General features: G+C 65.4%; 12 protein-coding genes. 9 read left to right on the top strand and 3 right to left on the bottom strand.

Going from position 1 to position 17,071, the window contains the following annotated elements:
• Positions 1-77: 77 nt before the first annotated feature.
• From MTX23_RS05685 to MTX23_RS05670, 4 genes are all read left to right on the top strand, one after another.
• Positions 78-1,103 (top strand): class I fructose-bisphosphate aldolase, encoded by a 1,026-nt coding sequence (locus MTX23_RS05685; RefSeq protein WP_280975652.1) that lies wholly within the window; start codon positions 78-80, stop codon positions 1,101-1,103.
• Positions 1,104-1,781 carry a thiamine phosphate synthase gene (locus tag MTX23_RS05680; RefSeq protein ID WP_280975651.1) on the top strand — a complete coding sequence of 226 codons (678 nt, stop codon included), beginning with the start codon at positions 1,104-1,106 and terminating at the stop codon, positions 1,779-1,781.
• Positions 1,782-1,788: 7 nt separating this feature from the next.
• Positions 1,789-2,871 carry a tetratricopeptide repeat protein gene (locus tag MTX23_RS05675; RefSeq protein ID WP_280975650.1) on the top strand — a complete coding sequence of 361 codons (1,083 nt, stop codon included), beginning with the start codon at positions 1,789-1,791 and terminating at the stop codon, positions 2,869-2,871.
• Positions 2,872-3,120: 249 nt separating this feature from the next.
• Entirely contained in the window at positions 3,121-3,915 is a 795-nt protein-coding gene (locus MTX23_RS05670; protein WP_280975649.1) for an inositol monophosphatase family protein, read from the top strand.
• A gap of 121 nt (positions 3,916-4,036) precedes the next feature.
• Here MTX23_RS05670 and MTX23_RS05665 read toward each other — a convergent pair whose 3' ends face one another.
• Together MTX23_RS05665 and MTX23_RS05660 are read right to left on the bottom strand one after the other, a co-directional pair.
• Entirely contained in the window at positions 4,037-7,186 is a 3,150-nt protein-coding gene (locus MTX23_RS05665) for a multidrug efflux RND transporter permease subunit (RefSeq protein ID WP_280975648.1), read from the bottom strand.
• Positions 7,187-7,192: 6 nt separating this feature from the next.
• Complete coding sequence (locus MTX23_RS05660) at positions 7,193-8,401, bottom strand: efflux RND transporter periplasmic adaptor subunit (protein WP_280975647.1); 1,209 nt, start codon at positions 8,399-8,401, stop codon at positions 7,193-7,195.
• 537 nt (positions 8,402-8,938) lie between these two features.
• On the opposite strand from MTX23_RS05660, the gene MTX23_RS05655 reads away from it, so the two are divergent.
• The 3 genes from MTX23_RS05655 to MTX23_RS05645 all read left to right on the top strand — a co-directional run bounded on the left by MTX23_RS05655 (position 8,939) and on the right by MTX23_RS05645 (position 11,575).
• On the top strand, positions 8,939-9,925 hold the full coding sequence (locus MTX23_RS05655; RefSeq protein WP_280975646.1) for a flagellar motor protein MotA: 987 nt from the start codon (positions 8,939-8,941) through the stop codon (positions 9,923-9,925).
• A 15-nt stretch (positions 9,926-9,940) separates the two neighbouring features.
• Positions 9,941-10,969 (top strand): peptidoglycan -binding protein, encoded by a 1,029-nt coding sequence (locus MTX23_RS05650; RefSeq protein ID WP_280975645.1) that lies wholly within the window; start codon positions 9,941-9,943, stop codon positions 10,967-10,969.
• Between the two features lie 156 nt (positions 10,970-11,125).
• Positions 11,126-11,575: a GNAT family N-acetyltransferase gene (locus tag MTX23_RS05645; protein WP_280975644.1), complete on the top strand. Its 450-nt coding sequence runs from the start codon at positions 11,126-11,128 to the stop codon at positions 11,573-11,575.
• Positions 11,576-13,630: 2,055 nt separating this feature from the next.
• On the opposite strand, the gene MTX23_RS05640 is transcribed toward MTX23_RS05645, so the two are convergent.
• Positions 13,631-13,960, bottom strand: coding sequence for a PilZ domain-containing protein (locus MTX23_RS05640; protein ID WP_280975643.1), 330 nt, complete (start codon positions 13,958-13,960; stop codon positions 13,631-13,633).
• A 314-nt stretch (positions 13,961-14,274) separates the two neighbouring features.
• Between MTX23_RS05640 and MTX23_RS05635 the strand changes: the two genes are divergently transcribed.
• Positions 14,275-15,792: an AMP-binding protein gene (locus MTX23_RS05635; protein WP_280975641.1), complete on the top strand. Its 1,518-nt coding sequence runs from the start codon at positions 14,275-14,277 to the stop codon at positions 15,790-15,792.
• A gap of 144 nt (positions 15,793-15,936) precedes the next feature.
• Entirely contained in the window at positions 15,937-16,908 is a 972-nt protein-coding gene (locus tag MTX23_RS05630; protein WP_280975640.1) for a S1C family serine protease, read from the top strand.
• Positions 16,909-17,071: the final 163 nt, after the last annotated feature.

Here is a 17,071-nt window from a genome sequence, read left to right as displayed (position 1 = left end):
ACGAACGTTTTCTAGGCAATTGCCCGAGAACCGCCTATTTTGGTTTGCAAAGGCAATGCGCTCCGGAGGACGTCTCGATGAATCTTACTGACCTCAACAAAGTCGCCCTCGCCATGGTCACCCCGGGCAAGGGCATCCTCGCCGCCGACGAATCCTCAGGCACGATCAAGAAGCGTTTCGACGCCATCAAGGTCGAATCGACCGAGGAGAACCGCCGCGACTATCGCGAGATGCTGTTCCGCTCGCAGGAGGCGATGAGCACGTACATCTCCGGCGTCATCCTCTACGACGAGACGATCTGGCAGAACGCCAAGGACGGCACGCCGCTGGTCAAGCTGATCGAGCAGGCAGGCGCGATCCCCGGCATCAAGGTCGATGAAGGCACCCAGCCGCTGCCTGCCTGCCCCGGCGAACTCGTCACCGTCGGCCTCGACAAGCTCGCCGAGCGGCTGAAGAAATATTACGAGCGCGGCGCGCGCTTCGCGAAATGGCGTGCGGTGATCGATATCGGCGCCGGGATCCCTTCCATGACCGCGATCCGCGTCAACGCGCACGCGCTGGCCCGCTACGCCGCGCTGTGCCAGGCCGCGCAGATCGTGCCGATCGTCGAACCGGAAGTGCTGATGGACGGCGAGAACGACATCGACCGTTGCTACGACGTGACGCAGCGTGTGCTCAACAGGACGTTCCAGGAGCTGCGGGTGCAGCGCGTCGCGCTCGAAGGCATGATCCTGAAGCCGAACATGGCGATCTCGGGCAAGAAGTGCGCGAAGCAGGCTTCCGTCGAGGAGGTCGCCGAGAAGACCGTCCGCCTGCTCAAGAGCTGCGTACCGGCCGCGGTGCCGGGCATCGCCTTCCTCTCCGGCGGACAGAGCGACGAGGAAGCGACCGCGCATCTCGACGCCATGAACAAGATCGGCAACCTGCCTTGGCATCTCACCTTCTCCTATGGCCGCGCGCTGCAGGCAGCGCCGCAGAAGGCGTGGTCCGGCAAGGCCGACAACGTTGCCGCGGGCCAGCGCGCCTTCTCGCATCGCGCCCGGATGAACGGGCTGGCGAGCACCGGCAAATGGAACGCTAGCCTCGAGAAACAGGCGGCATAGTTGGCCACAAAGCCCGTTCCGCCGCGGCCGGCGCCGCGCCTCTATCTCGCGACGCCGCCGGTCGACGAGCCTGCACAGCTTGGGGCTGAGCTTCCCGGCCTGCTGGCCGCGGCCGACGTTGCCGCGGTCCTGGTACGGCTGCGCGAGACCGACCAGCGCACCATGATCTCGCGCGTCAAGGCGCTGGCGCCTGCGATCCAGAATGCGGGCGCGGCGCTGTTGATCGACGGACATCCCGAACTGGTGGCCCGCGCCGGCGCCGATGGCGCGCATCTGACCGGCATCGCTGCGATGGAGGACGCCCTGCCGTCGCTGAAGCCCGACCGCATCGTCGGGGTCGGCGGACTTGCGACGCGCCACGATTCCATGGCTGCGGGCGAGGCCGGCGCGGACTATGTGCTGTTCGGCGAGCCCGACGCCAACGGACAGCGGCCGTCGGCCGAGGCGATCGCCGAGCGGCTGGAATGGTGGGACGAATTGTTCGAGCCGCCCTGCGTCGGCTTCGCCGCCTCGCGCGACGAGGCCGAGGCGTTCGCCGCAGCCGGCGCGGATTTCGTCCTAGTCGGCGACTTCGTCTGGGCCGATCCGCGCGGCGCGAAAGCGGCCCTTATCGATGTGAGTGAAGCGATCGCGCAAGCGCACGCCCGGATGATCGGAAAGGCCAGGGCCGAGGGATGACGCCGGAATGAAGCGCCTGCGTCCGATAGGTGTTGCGCTCGGCTGCACGATGCTGGCGAGCGGCGCGGTGGCACAGTTGTCGATCACGCCCCCGGCGCAGCAGACGCCGGCGCCAAAGAAGGAGGCCCCGAAGGAGCACAAGCCGAACGTCCATTCGCCGGTCGCCAAGAAGCCCGCGCCGAAGCCTGCGGCTACTGCAACGCCGACCCCGACACCCTCGCCGACCCCGACGCAGGCCTTCGAGGATCCCAACGTCGACCTGGTCTACGGCGCGTATCAGCGCGGGCTGTACAAGACCACGTTCGACCTGGCGACCGCGCGCGCGCAGTACAACAACGATCCCAAGGCGATGACGATGCTCGGCGAGCTCTACGCCAACGGGCTCGGCGTCAAGCGCGACTACGTCAAGGCCGACGAGTGGTACAAGCGCGCGTCGGATGCCGGGGATCGCGAGGCGATGTTCGCGCTCGCCATGATGAAGATCGCGGGCCGCGGCGGCCCGATCGACAAGGATTCCGCGGTCAAGCTGCTGGCCTCGGCGGCCAAGCTCGGCGAGCCCAAGGCGGCCTACAATCTCGCGCTGCTCTATCTCGACGGCCAGACCCTGCCCCAGGACCTCAAGCGCTCCGCCGAGTTGCTGCGCATGGCGGCGGACGCCGGCAATCCGGAAGCGCAATACGCGCTCGCCACCTTCTACAAGGAAGGCACGGGGGTGCCGAAGGACCTCGAAAAGGCCGCACGGCTGCTGCAGGCCGCGTCGCTCGCCGACAATGTCGACGCCGAGGTCGAATATGCCATCGCGCTCTACAATGGCACCGGCACGCCGCGAAACGTGCCGGCCGCGGTGGCGCTGCTGCGCAAGGCGGCCCGGCAGAACAGCGCGATCGCGCAAAACCGCCTCGCCCACGTGCTGGCGACCGGCGCGGGCGCGCCGATGGACAAGGTCGAGGCGCTGAAATGGCACCTGGTCGCCAAGACCGCCGGCAAGGGCGACCCCGACCTCGACGACATCCTCGCCGATATGTCCCCGGAGGACCGCGCCAAAGGCGAGGCAGCCGCCCGGAAATGGATCGGAAACAACGTCAAATGACGCCTTGACGGCGAGCGCTCCAGAGGGCACCCAGTCGCAAGCCTCCGGCGCCGCAGGCCGTTCCCCGTCATCCTGAGGTGCGCGCCTTGCTGCGCAATTGCGCCGCTGGGCGAAGCTCGAAGGATGCACGGCCCCGGACCGGGCCGTCGTCCTTCGAGACGCGCGTTCCGCGCTCCTCAGGATGACGGGCAGGGTTTTGCGTATGCTGCCTGATTGATTTCCAATGCTTGAGAGCCACCAGCTTCCATCATGCTCTACTCCGCCCTCATCAATGTCATGGTCAAGGCCGCGCGGCGTGCCGGCCGCAGCCTCAAACACGACCTCGGCGAGATCGAGCACCTCCAGGTGTCGATGAAGGGGCCGGCGAATTTCGTCTCGCTGGCCGACAAGCGCGCCGAGGAGATGCTCTACACCGACCTCGCCAAGGCGCGTCCCGGCTACGGTTTCCTCGGCGAGGAAGGCGGCAAGCGCGAAGGCACCGACAAGAGCCATACATGGATCGTCGATCCGCTCGACGGCACCACCAACTTCCTGCACGGCATTCCGCAATTCGCGATCTCGATCGCGCTGGCGCGGGAGGGCACGGTGATCGCGGGCGTGATCTACAACCCCGCCAATGACGAGCTCTATATCGCCGAGCGCGGCAAGGGCGCCTTCCTCAACGACCAGCGGCTGCGCGTCGCCGGCCGTCGCCAGCTCAACGAATGCGTGATCGCCTGCGGGCTGCCGCATATCGGCCGCGGCAATCACCAGCTGGCGCTGCACGAGATGGCCGCGCTGCAGACCAAGGTCGCGGGCTTCCGCCGTTTCGGCGCCGCCTCGCTCGATCTCGCTTTCGTCGCCGCCGGCCGGCTCGACGGCTATTGGGAACGCAACCTCAATGCCTGGGACATCGCGGCCGGCCAGATCATGGTCAGGGAGGCCGGCGGCACCGTCTCCGGCATCCAGGGCAATGACGACCCGCTGCAGACCGGGCACGTCGTGTGCGGCAACGAGTTTGTGCACGGCGAGCTGATCAAGATCCTGAAACCGCTCGGGCAGTGAAGCAGCGTACTCACTGTCATCATCCGCGAAAGCGGATGATCCAGTACCCCGCGGCCGCCGTAACTGCCTGGCCCTCACGTCACAGAATACTGGATGCCCCGCCTTCGCGGGACATGACGAGTTAGGGCTTGGCCGGCGCCGGCGGACGATACGCCTCACCCTTCTCCGTCGCCTTCTCCCGGTCGCCCGCCAGCACGCGTTGCACGGTGACGAAGAACACCGGGACCAGCAGCAGCGCCAGGATGACGACGGCGATCATGCCGCCCATCACCGATGTGCCGAGCGCCTGCTGGCTGGCGCCGCCGGCACCGGTGGCAATCGCCATCGGCAGCACGCCGCAGACGAAGGCAAGGCCCGTCATCAGGATCGGGCGGAAGCGCAGGCTGCACGCCTCCACCGTCGCCTCGACCAGCGGCCTCCCCTGCGCGCGCAGGTCCTTGGCGAACTCGATGATCAGGATCGCGTCCTTGGCGGCAAGACCGATGATGGTGATCAGGCCGACGGTGAAATAGACGTCGTTGGGCAGGCCGCGCAACGTCGCCGCCACCACCGCACCGAGAATGCCGAGCGGCACGGTGAGCAGCACCGCGAGCGGAATGGTCCAGCTCTCATAGAGCGCGGCGAGCAGCAGGAACACCACCAGCACCGACAGCGCCAGCAGGAACGGCGCCTGCGAGCCCGACAGCTTCTCCTGCAGCGACTGGCCGGTCCATTCATAGCCGAAGCCGCGCGGCAGCTTGTCGGCGAGCCGTTCCATCTCGGCGATCGCGTCGCCCGAGGTGAAGCCCGGCCGCGCCTCGCCGGAGATGCGCACCGCTGGATAGTAGTTGAAGCCCGCGATCTGCGTCGGCCCCTTCGACCACTCGATGGTCGCGAAGGCCGAGAAGGGCACTAGCTGGCCGCGGCTGTTCTTGACGTTGTAGTTCAGGATGTCGTCCGCGTTCATGCGGCTGGTCTTGTCGGCCTGCACGATGACGCGCTGCATGCGCCCGCGGTTCGGGAAGTCGTTGATGTAATTCGAGCCGAGATTGGTCGAGATCGTGTTGTTGATATCCTCGAAGGTGACGCCAAACGCGCCCGCCTTCTCGCGGTCGATCACCAGATTGACCTGCGGCGCCGGCGGCAGGCCTTCGACATAGACCTTCTGCAGGATCGGGCTGGCATTGGCTTCGGCGACCAGGCGGTCGGAGGCTGCGATCAGCGCCGCATAGCCCTTCTGGCCGCGGTCCTGCAGGCGAAATGAGAAGCCCGAGGAGTTGCCGAGATTGTCGATCGGCGGCGGCTGGAGCGCCGAGATCCTGGCGTCGCGGATCGACGACAGCTCGCGGTTGATGTCGGTGACGATGGCGGCCGCGGAATCCTTCGCACCCCGCTCCGACCAGTCCTTCAGGGTGATGAAGGCCTGCGCGGTATTCATGCCCTGGCCGAGGAAGCTGAAGCCGGTGAGGAACGTCACGTTCTCGATGCCGTCGCGCTCGAGCAGATATTTTTCAACCTTCTCGACCGCGGATTCGGTGCGCGCATAGGACGACTCCGACGGCGTCTGCACGTCGGTCGTGATGAAGCTCTGGTCGTCGACCGGCAGGAAGCCGCCGGGCAGCCGCACGAAGCCGTAAGCGACGCCTGCGAACAGCGCGGCGTAGATCAGCATCAGGCGGCCGGTGCGCTTCAGCGAACCCTGCACGGTGCGCGTATAACCGGCGCGGCTGGTGTCGAGCACGCGGTTGAACCAGCCGAACACGCCCTTGCGGGCATGGCCGTGGCCCTTCTGCACCGGCTTGAGCAGCGTCGCGCACAGCGCCGGCGTCAGCGACAGCGCGAGCAGCGCCGAGAAGGCGATCGCCGCGACCATGGTGACCGAGAACTGGCGGTAGATGATGCCGACCGAGCCCGGGAAGAACGCCATCGGCACGAACACCGCCATCAACACCAGCGTGATGCCGATGATGGCGCCTGTGATCTGTGACATCGCCTTCTTGGTCGCTTCCTTCGGCGGCAGGCCCTCCTCGGCCATGATACGCTCGACGTTCTCGACCACGACGATGGCGTCGTCGACGAGGATGCCGACCGCCAGCACCATGCCGAACATGGTCAGCATGTTGATCGAGAAGCCCGCGATCATCAGCGTGGCGCAGGCGCCGAGCAGCGCCACCGGAACCACGATGGTCGGAATGATAGTGTAGCGGATGTTCTGCAGGAACAGGAACATCACGATGAAGACCAGCACCACCGCCTCGACCAGCGTCATCAGCACCTTCTTGATCGAGGCCTCGACCACCGGCGTGATGTTGTAGGGAATGTCGTAGCTGATATTGGCCGGGAAGAAGCGCGACAGCTCCTTCATCTTGGCCTCGACCGCGCTCGCGGTCGCCAGCGCGTTGCCCTTCGGCGACAGCAGCACGGAAAGGCCCGCGGTCGGCTTGCCATTCAGGCGCGTGTTGAACTGGTAGCTGAGGCCGCCGATCTCGATCCGCGCGACGTCGCGCAGGCGGACCGTCGAACCGTCATTATTGGCGCGCAGGATGATCGCGCCGAACTCGTCGGGCGAGGACAGTTGGCCCTTCACCAGCACCAGCGCGGAGATCTTCTGCGTGTCGGTGCTCGGCTCGGCGCCGATGCTGCCCGAAGCAACCTGGGCGTTCTGTGCCGAGATCGCCCGGTTGACGTCATCCGCACTGAGGCCATAGCCGACCAGCTTGGCCGGATCGATCCAGATGCGCAGACTCCGCTCGGTCGAATAGAGCGTGGCGCGGCCAACGCCGGGGATGCGACGGATCTCGCCCAGCACGTTGCGGATCATGAAGTCGCCGAGGCCGACCTCGTCGAGGCTCCCGTCGGTCGAATTCAGCGTGATGATCTGCAGAACGGCGGAGGAGGCTTCCTCGACCAGGATGCCCTGCTGGATCACGGCGCGCGGCAGCCGCGCCTCAACGCGCTTGAGGCGGTTCTGCACCTCGACCGAGGCCTGGCTGGTGTCGGTGCCCGGCTTGAAGTTGGCGATGATCTCGACCTGGCCGAGCGAGTCGCTGGTCGATTCGAAGTTCAGGATGTTGGCGGCGCCGTTGAGCTCCTCCTCGATCAGCCGCGTTACGCTGTTGTAGAGGTTCTCGGGCGACGCGCCGGGATAGCTGGTCGAGATCGAGATCGAGGGCGGCGCGATGATCGGGTATTGCGCGACCGCGAGCAGCGGGATCGAGATCGCGCCGATCAGACAGATGAACAGCGCGACGACCCAGGCGAAGATCGGCCTGTCGATGAAGAAGCTAGGCATGAACGATCACCGCTGGACGTGAGCGGCTTGCTGCGCGTCCGTCGCGGTTTCGGCCGACGCATCGACCTGCTTCCAGAGATGCGGTCGCACCTTGTCGCCCGCGGCGAATTTCTGGAAACCCTCCACCACGACCTTGTCGCCGGCCTTCAGACCATCGGTAACGAACCACTGACCACCCTGCAACGAGCCGGTGCGCACCGACTGGACCGCGACGTGATTGTCAGCCTTGACGACGTAGACCTCGCTGCCGCCGCCGCCATTGCGCTGGATCGCCTGCTCCGGCACGGCGATGGCGTCGGAGTCGATGCCCTGTTCGATCTGCACCCGGACATACATGCCGGGCAACAGGACCCGATGCGGATTCGGGAACTCGCCGCGCAGCGTCACCTGGCCGGTATAGGCGTCGACTTTGGCGTCGGAAAACAACAGCTTGCCCGGCAGCGGGTAGATCGAGCCGTCGTCGAGCACGAGGCGGACCTTCAGCGCATCGGGCGCGATGCGGTCGAGATCGCCGTTCTCGAAGGCGCGGCGGAGCTGATTCATCTCGCTGGCCGACTGCTGGAAGTCGGCATAGATCGGGTCGAGCTGCTGGATGGTCGCCAGGCTCGACGCGTCGTTCTGCACGACGAGCGCGCCCTCGGAGACCAGCGCCGCGCCGATGGTGCCGTCGATCGGCGCGCGGATTGTCGCATAATCAAGGTTGAGCTTGGCGCGCGCGACTTCGGCCTCGCGGCCCTGAACGTCGGCTTCGGCCTGCTTCAGGTTGGCGATCGCCTTCTCGTTCTCGGCCTCGGAGGTCGCGCGCTGGTGGGTCAGGGTCGCGATGCGGCGGGCCTGCAACGAGGCCTGCTCGAGCACCGCCTTGGCGCGCGACAGCGCGGCCTCGGTCGATTGCACTTCGACCTCAAACGGGCGCGGATCGATCTGGTAGAGCGGATCGCCGGCCTTGACCTCGCTGCCCTGGTGGAACATGCGGTTGACGATGATGCCGGAGACGCGCGGCCGCACGTCCGAGACGCGGGTGGGCGCGATGCGGCCCGGCAGCTCGCGCACCATCGCGCGCGCCTGCTGCTGCACGGTGACGACGCTGACGTCCGGCTCGGGGGGCGGCGCGGCGGCGGCCGCGGTGTTCGGTTCGTCGCAGCCTGCAAGCAGTGGCGCCGCCACGGCCAGCATCAACGCAATGCATGCCGATTGCGCGCGAAGTCCAGACATCGGAAAGTCGCCCCCTGATTGGTATGAACACAGAAACGGCGGTGCCGCGTCGACACCGCTTCGATGACGGGAGAAAATAAAATCTGCTTGCTGCAACGCAATGCATTCCGCTGGCGGCTCATTGTCACACAAGCCTATCGCCCTGAATCTGCGGCATCTTTTGTCGAGTCACCGGATTGTGAGCAAGGTTCCATCGCAAGCTGTGGGACTCCGTTAAGGAATGCGTGCGCGGGAACACGGCAATCGCGGGCGCGCGACGGCGGCATGCCGCAACTTTGTGCCGAATCGCTTCGTCCGCTCATCGGACGGTGCAAACCGCACGAGCGCCGCCCCTGCGCTCCGACGGGCGTGCGATCTGCGCAATGCCCGAGGACGTGCGCGAGCAGCCGGGACTCCTTTCTTGAGGTGTGTGCGAAAGGCCGCCTTCAACCGAAGAATTCCCCTTCGTGGCCCGGATGCGGCTTTCCTCACTTTCCTCCCTCCGCCGCTGTGCCATATTGATCGCAGATGCGGCCTTCGCGAACGGATGACCCGGCAATGCCCCCTTCCCGCTCCGACATGGAGATCGAACTGAGCAAACTGTCGTCGCCCCGGATCTTCCTGGTGCGGATGCTGGTGTTTCTGGTGCTCTGCGGCCTGGTCGGGGTCGTGCTGTACAAGCAGATCGTCACCGCCTTCTTCGCCAATCCCGGGCTGAACGCCCTGATCGGCGCGGTGCTCCTGATCGGCATCATCCTGGCGTTCCGGCAGGTGATCCGGCTCTATCCGGAAGTCGCCTGGGTCAACAATTTCCGCATCGCCGATCCCGGCCTTGCGATCGACCGCCGCCCGAAGTTGCTGGCCCCGATGGCCGCGATCCTCGGCGGCGAGCGCACCGGCCGGATGAGCATCACGCCGCAGACCATGCGGCATCTGCTCGATTCGATCGCGACCCGCCTCGACGAGGCCCGCGACATTTCGCGCTACATGACCGGCCTGCTCGTGTTCCTCGGCCTGCTCGGCACCTTCTGGGGCCTGATCGAGACGGTGGGCTCGGTCGGCAAGGTGATCGACAGTCTCAAGGTCGGCGGCGAAGCCGGCGCGCTGTTCGACGCGCTGAAGGAAGGCCTTGCCGCCCCGCTCGGCGGCATGGGCATTTCGTTCTCGTCCTCGCTGTTCGGCCTCGCCGGCTCGCTGATCCTCGGGTTCCTCGATCTGCAATCGAGCCAGGCGCAGAACCGCTTCTACACCGACCTCGAGGACTGGCTCGCGACCACCGTGCGCGGCATTTCCGGCGAGGAGGGCGCCGTCGGCGGCGAGTTGCAGGGCGCGATCGACCGGCTGCGCGCCGCGGTCGAAGAGGGCGGCGGCAGCCGCGGCAGCACGGCCGCGATGGCCAATCTCGCCGAAGCGATCCAGGGACTGGTTGCGCATATGCGCACCGAGCAACAGATGATCCGGGAATGGGCCGACGGCCAGGGCGAGCAGAACCGCGAGATCAAGCGCCTGCTCGAGCGCCTCGCCCGCCAGCCCGAGAAGAGTTAGCCAGAGAGCAAGCCCATGGCCCTTGCCCGCGCACGCCGCAGCGAATCCGCCTTCAATTACTGGCCCGGCTTTGTCGACGCGCTGTCGACGCTGGTGCTGTCGATCGTGTTCCTGCTCACGGTGTTCCTGGTGGTGCAGTTCTTCCTGTCGCAGGAGGTCACCGGCAAGGACAAGGCGCTGGAACAGCTCAACGCCAAGATCGCCCAGCTCAACGAGCTCTTGTCGATGGAGAAGCTCGGCAAGCTCAACCTCGACGACCAGATGGCACAGTTGCGCGCCAGCCTCGCCACCGCCGAGGGCGAGCGCGACCGCATGAAGGGGCTCTATGAGGGGCTTGCGAGCTCCGGCAACGACGCGCAGGGCCGCGCCAACGAGCTCAACAAGGCGCTGGAATCCGAGAAGGGCGTCTCCGCGCGCGCGATGGCGCAGATCGAGGTGCTGAACCAGCAGATCAGCGCGCTGCGCCGCCAGCTCGCCGCCCTGGAAGAGGCGCTCGACGCGTCCGAGAAGCGCGACAAGGAATCGCAAAACCGCATCACCGATCTCGGCCAGCGCCTGAACGTCGCGCTGGCGCAGCGGGTGCAGGAATTGTCGAAGTACCGCTCCGAGTTCTTCGGCCGCCTGCGCACGATCCTTGGCAACCGCCCCGATATCCGCATCGTCGGCGACCGCTTCGTGTTCCAGTCGGAAGTGTTCTTCGACACCGGACAGGCGACGCTGCTGCCCGAGGGCAAGACCGAGCTCGAGACGGTGGCCAGCGCGCTGATCGATATCGACAAGAAGATCCCGAGCGAGATTCCCTGGGTGCTGCGCGTCGACGGCCACACCGACGTGCGGCCTATCAACAGCCCGGTGTTCAAATCGAACTGGGAGCTGTCCGCGGCGCGCGCGATCTCGGTGGTGCAGTATCTGGTGTCGCTCGGCGTGCCGCCGCAGCGCCTCGTCGCCGCCGGCTTCGGCGAATTCCAGCCGCTCGACACCGGGCAGAACGACGACGCCTACAGGCGCAACCGCCGCATCGAGCTGAAGCTGACGGAGAAATGACAATGGCCATGGCGTTCCTGCCAAGGCATCGTCATGGCCGCGCCCGTCCCGGCCATCCACGTCTTGATGAGCCACCGAAAGGAAGACGTGAATACCCGGGACATCTGCGCGAAGATACGCGTCTCGCTTTTGCTCGGGCATGACGATTGTGTTCCAATGAACGCGCCCTTGCAACTTCGCCCCTATCGCGCGGCGGACGAGGACGCCGCGATCGAGCTGTGGCGCGAGACCTGGCAACAGGCCTATCCGTCGATCGACTTCAACGCGCGCGTGGCGTGGTGGCGCGAGCGCTGGCGCAACGAGCTGGTGCCGAACGCTGCGATCGTCGTCGCCGAGCAGAACGGCGCGCTGACCGGCTTCGTTACCATCGACAAGCAAGGCTATCTCGATCAGCTCGTGGTCGATCCCGGTCACTGGGGCTCGCCGCTCGCAAGCGCGCTGGTCGACGAGGCCAAGCGCCTGTCGCCCAAAGGCGTTACCTTGCTGGTCAACAAGGACAACGCCCGCGCCATCCGCTTCTACCAACGCAACGGCTTCGTGCATGCCGGCGAGGACGTCAACCCGACCTCGGGACGGCCGGTGCTGAGGATGGCGTGGACGCCGTGAGGTTGGACCCGCGCTCAGATGCCAAGCCCAGTCATTGCGAGGAGCGAAGCGACGAAGCAATCCATCTCTCCGCACGCACGGAAGAATGGATTGCTTCGCTTCGCTCGCAATGACGGCGGGTGATCTTCAGATTCAAATTTCAGATATCCGAAAGGATGTGAGTCCGCATCCTCGCGACATGTTTTGTCCGAGCTTTGCATCTCGTTCCGCCCTCTCTTGATCAGAGGGCGCAGGGAAAGCCGGGTGCCGATCGCACCCATGGGTCCCGTGCAAATGGAAAGCACGGGAGGTAGGACCACAGGTGAAACCGGAGCAATCCCGGCTTTCCCTGCGCGATGGTTTACGGCTTATACGTGCTCTCCCCGGCGAGACTGGGCTTTGTTGTCACCGTCATCCGCGAGAGACCTTGCCTCCTGCTGATGAGACACCTGCCACTAGGGCGTCAGGCCTGCACGACTTCACCGTCCGCTATCTGCCACGCTCGTCAGCCGTGACATCGGCGTCCACCGCATCTCGACCCAACACTCGTGACGATCGCGAAGCGCCCCTCAAGCGGGTGAGACGGGCTATTCATACATCGAGTTGCGCTTCTGGAAAACAGAAATATTTTTGATGCGAGGGCTTGACTGGTTTTGCCGAATTGCCCGTCGGGTTGAATTGTCGCAGTTGGTTGCAGACGCGTAGAGCGGGTTGGCGAAGCCTAACCCACTGCCTGTGCCGCAATCGGCGCGGCGGGTTACGCCTTCGGCTAACCCGCCGCTACGCACTATGGGCTACGCACTACGGGCGCGCCCCGCTGCTGATCGACGCGCTCAGGAGTATGCGACGTACGGGATCGCGTCTAACGCACGCCGTAGGCATGCATGCGCGGAGCCGCGCTTCGATCACGAAAACAAAAAGGTGCCGATCAGCAGACCTGCTGCAAACGCCCAGAGCCCTAACGTGCAGGCTGAAACGACGCGGGCGAAGTTACGCAAATCCACGTCTTCCAAACTCTCGTGAGTCCGAACCGTCAATTGCTGGCACCCTCTGCGGTGGCCGCCATGACATCCCTGACGTACCAGTCAGCTTCCACCCCATAAGTGCCGAAATGAAGGCAACAAATGGTCATGCCGACTCACGCATTTGCGCAATGCACGAAGCAGTGCGTAGCGCGTCGCGACGGCCAGGGTCATGTCCGTGCAAGGTCAGCGGCCCTTGGGCGAGGGTACCAGCCTTGTTCAAAAGCGATAAAGATACGAATGATGTTCGTTTCCCCGGTCGGACGCGGACCGGTGCTGCCCACTCGGCCGCCAGCCTTGATCGTCCAGCAATGAGCCAAAACCTAGGCTGCTTCTACCAGCGGTCGCGTCATGTCCTCCATCGCGGGTACCAGCAATGGAGCATCACAATCCTGCCGAGAGAGCTGGTCCATGAGTTCTCGCAGCCTTGGCGGTAAATCGGCGTAATCGCCTCGCAGAGCATAGCGCAGTCTCTCGCCGATCTCTTCGCAGATGGCGCGCGCGTGCTCTGGCGCGACCGGATGATGCTCAGTCATGGACCTGGACCGCTTGTGAAGACCGGAAGCCGTCAATCCGCATTTCCGCAACCGCAGATCCTGCATAGGCACAGGCGATCGAGACGAGGATCCGAACAGTGCCGAACACAGGTCGTTCTCTCTTTTCCTTTTCTTTCAATAGCAGGAGGCCGTTGCCAGGCGATTACGGAAACTGGTTCTCACGGCCTTTAGAGGAGTGGTAAACGCGAAGTTCAGGGCCCGTTTAGGAGGAGAGGTCAACGCCGCCGCGTCGGCTTGCGGCCGGTGTCCGAACCGGCGACCTTGCGGGCGCGTATTCGATGAACCGCTCGGAGAGCAACGTCAGCGTGCGACCCTTGACGGTGATGAATCCGACCCGGCGCCGGCATGCGCAGGCGGCGAAGAGCGTCGGCCAGAGGTGATCGAGTCGCAAGATGTCCCCCGCCGGCCTTCACATCGAGGGCCGGCGGCATTTCTTTTTTCTGAGAGTAGCGGAGCGCGTGTCTGCACGAGCTCCGAAGGGCGGACGTCTCGTCCCGTCAGGACTTGGTGCCTGCCGCGCCGGCAGGCTCAGCGAGCGCTTCATCCGCCGGCTCCGCGACAACGAATTTGAGCCCGTAGGTCTTGCCGCGGCGCCACACCACCTCGCAGGCATAGCGCTTGGAGTGATCGGCGAGCAGCGTCAGCGCGAGCCGGTCCTTCACGTCGAACACCACCTCGCTCACGATCTTGGCGCCGCCAGGCGAGACGTCGACGACAGCGCATTCGCTCTCGGTCGCGCCGTCGTCGACCGTGATCCAGGCCGCGCGCTTGTTGAGCTGGCGTCGCGGCTCGCGACTGACCTTCACCCGTGCCCCGTTGCTCGCCATCGTCGTGCCCCTTGAGGACGTTGGGCGCCGCGCGCGTCGCGTAACGCGCTGGCCGTTCGGCGCTCAACCGCTCACGCCACAATGCCGCCCTCCCCGTAAAGTCCGGCTTAGCGCGATCGCTTGAACTTTACCGGAATCTTGACACGGCCTTTAAGCAACAAGGATTCCGCAATTGCATCAGCGGGATACCGGTCGCGTCGGAAACCTTCAACTTGACTCGGTGACGGCACTGTTGATGAAGTGCCGCCGTGGCACGAGCCACATCCCCTGCAACAAGAGCGGCTTCAAGACGCCTCTTTCGACGGAAACGACCCATGCTGATCCCCCTCGCCGACGTGCCGCGCTGGTATGCCGAACGTAAACCCGCGGCTGCCATCGCCGTCAGTCACGGCCAGGACGCGCTGACCTGGGAGCAGCTCGAGCGCCGGGCGAATGCGCGAGCGCGCGCCTTTGCCGCCAAGGGCGTCAAGCCCGGCGACTTCGTCGCGATCGGGCTACCTAACAGCAACGCCTTTTTCGAGACCAGCTTTGCGGTATGGAAATGCGGCGCGACCCCGACCTCGCTGTCGTGGCGGCTGCCGCGCGGCGAGGCCGCCGCGGTGCTCGACATTCTCAAGCCCGCGCTGGTGGTCGGCGGCGAGGCCGACTGGAATGCGCCGAATTCGCTGCCGGCGAATTTCGTGCCGGAAGGATTTTCCGATGAGCCGCTGACCGCTCCGATCGCGCGCTACTGGAAGGCGATGACGAGCGGCGGCTCGACGGGACGACCGAAGGTGATCCTCGATCACGGCCCCGCCGTGATCGACACTACGACGCCGCTGCCGCTCGGGATTCCCCTGGAGGCATCGCTGCTGAATCCGGGGCCGCTCTATCACAACGCGCCGTTCATCCTGTCGCATTATGCGCTGTTCGGCGGCGGACGGCTGACCGGCATGGTGAAGTTCGACGCCGAGGAGACGCTGCGGCTGATCGAGCGCGAGCGCGTGCAATGGGTGAACTTCGTGCCGACCATGATGCACCGGATCTGGGCGCTGCCCGAGGAGGTGCGCAACCGCTACGACGTCTCCAGCCTGCAGATCGCGTTTCACATGGCGGCCCCGATGCCGCCCTGGCTGAAGGAGAAGTGGATCGAATGGCTCGGGCCGGAGCGAATCTGGGAGCTCTATGGCGGCACCGAGCGGCAAGGCGCGTGCGTGATCTCGGGCGTCGAATGGCTGGCGCACAAGGGCTCGGTCGGCAAGATCGGCGAGACCGCGAAGCTGCGCATCATCGGCGAGGACGGCAACGACGTAGCACCCGGCGAGACCGGCGAGATCTACTTCCTGCCCAATGACGGCGCCGGCACCACCTATCACTATCTCGGTGCTGCGCCGAAGCGACGGCCCGACGGCTGGGAATCGCTCGGCGACATCGGCCGGCTCGACGAGGAAGGCTATCTCTATCTCGGCGACCGTCTCGCCGACATGGTGCTGCGCGGCGGCGCCAACATCTATCCGGCCGAGGTCGAGGCCGCGGTGAGCGCGCATCCCGAGGTGCGCTCCTGCGTCGTGGTCGGCCTGCCCGATCCGGAATTCGGCCAGCGCGTGCACGCGATCCTCGAGCTCGCCGACGACGCGGATGCGCAAAAGATCGCCGACGGCATGGGCGACTTCCTGAGCGACCGGCTGAGCCGCTACAAGCATCCGGAAAGTTTTGAGCGCGTTGGCGCGCCGCTGCGCGACGATTCCGGAAAAGTCCGCCGCACGCTGCTGCGCGACGAGCGCGCCACCTGGATCAAGGAGGACCGCGCGTTCCGCATCATGCCGGCGCGCAAGCCGTCAAGGAGCAATTGAGTTCAATTCATCTTGCGAGGGGCCCGCCTGCACGCCACATGAGCTGTGCAGGCGGCCGCTTAAGGTATATCTTTTCATCTTCTCTGCCGGCAGAACCTCGGATTTACTTCAGGTTCCTTCGCCCTCCACGCCAGGAGATCCTTCATGCCTTCATTGACCGAATGGAAAGTGCCGCCGGCCTTTCAGCCTCGCTCCGAAGATTATCGCTTCGATCTCGATCGCGCGCTGACGAGCGTGGTCGGCCTGCATTCGATCATTCCGCCTGACGCCTTCAGCGCCGAGACGCTCGGCACCGAGCGCGCCGGCAATGGCGTTCTGATCGACGACGGGCTGGTGCTGACGATCGGCTACCTGATCACGGAAGCCGAAGCGGTGTGGCTGCATCTCGGCGACGGCCGTGCGGTCGAGGGACATGCGCTCGGCTTCGATTTCGAATCCGGCTTCGGCCTGGTGCAGGCCCTCGGCCGGCTCGATCTCGACCCGCTGCCGATCGGCTCGTCCGCGGCCACGCGGATCGGCGACAATGTCGTGGTCGGCGGCGCCGGCGGACGCACGCGCTCGGTCGCAAGCCAGATTGCGGCGAAGCAGGAATTCGCCGGCTACTGGGAATATCTGCTCGACGAGGCGATCTTCACTCATCCGGCGCATCCGAACTGGGGCGGCACCGGGCTGATCTCCGATACCGGCGAGCTGCTCGGCATCGGCTCGCTGCAGCTCGAACGCGAGCGCTCGGGCCGGGCAGAGCACGTCAACATGATCGTGCCGATCGACCTCTTGAATCCGGTGCTGAACGATCTGCGCAAATTCGGCCGCGTCAACAAGCCGGCGCGCCCCTGGCTCGGCATGTACACGACCGAGATCGACAACCGCGTCGTCGTGGTCGGCATCGCCGGCAAGGGACCGGCGGCGCGCGCCGAATTGAAGACCGGCGACGTGATCCTGGCGGTCGCAGGCGAGAAGATGACGAGCCAGACCGACTTCTACCGCACGCTGTGGTCGCTCGGCTCCGCCGGCGTCGACGTGCCGCTGACCGTCTACCACGAGGGCGTCACCTTCGACGTGACGCTGACCTCGATCGACCGCACCAGGCTGTTGAAGGCGCCGAGGCTGCACTGAAGCGCAATTTCGGATGAATGATACTATCCACGGGCTCGCACCACCTCTCCCGCTTACGGGGTCGAGACGAGCGAAGCTCGCTCTTAGGTCGCATCGCATCGTAGATGCGATACGGGTGGGGCTCTCTCCACTCAAAGATTCTCGCTCGCGGCAACACCCCCAA

The organism is Bradyrhizobium sp. ISRA436, assembly GCF_029910015.1.
Taxonomy (GTDB): Bacteria; Pseudomonadota; Alphaproteobacteria; order Rhizobiales; family Xanthobacteraceae; genus Bradyrhizobium.
Note: the sequence above shows the minus strand (reverse complement) of the source record. Positions and strands in the feature narration are given on the sequence as shown.

Coding starts and splice junctions, on each gene's coding strand:
- MTX23_RS05635 (WP_280975641.1), top strand. CDS start 14,275: ATGCTGATCCCCCTCGCCGACGTGCCGCGCTGGTATGCCGAACGTAAA.
- MTX23_RS05660 (WP_280975647.1), bottom strand. CDS start 8,401: ATGTCTGGACTTCGCGCGCAATCGGCATGCATTGCGTTGATGCTGGCC.
- MTX23_RS05630 (WP_280975640.1), top strand. CDS start 15,937: ATGCCTTCATTGACCGAATGGAAAGTGCCGCCGGCCTTTCAGCCTCGC.
- MTX23_RS05640 (WP_280975643.1), bottom strand. CDS start 13,960: ATGGCGAGCAACGGGGCACGGGTGAAGGTCAGTCGCGAGCCGCGACGC.
- MTX23_RS05675 (WP_280975650.1), top strand. CDS start 1,789: ATGAAGCGCCTGCGTCCGATAGGTGTTGCGCTCGGCTGCACGATGCTG.
- MTX23_RS05685 (WP_280975652.1), top strand. CDS start 78: ATGAATCTTACTGACCTCAACAAAGTCGCCCTCGCCATGGTCACCCCG.
- MTX23_RS05645 (WP_280975644.1), top strand. CDS start 11,126: ATGAACGCGCCCTTGCAACTTCGCCCCTATCGCGCGGCGGACGAGGAC.
- MTX23_RS05670 (WP_280975649.1), top strand. CDS start 3,121: ATGCTCTACTCCGCCCTCATCAATGTCATGGTCAAGGCCGCGCGGCGT.
- MTX23_RS05655 (WP_280975646.1), top strand. CDS start 8,939: ATGCCCCCTTCCCGCTCCGACATGGAGATCGAACTGAGCAAACTGTCG.
- MTX23_RS05650 (WP_280975645.1), top strand. CDS start 9,941: ATGGCCCTTGCCCGCGCACGCCGCAGCGAATCCGCCTTCAATTACTGG.
- MTX23_RS05665 (WP_280975648.1), bottom strand. CDS start 7,186: ATGCCTAGCTTCTTCATCGACAGGCCGATCTTCGCCTGGGTCGTCGCG.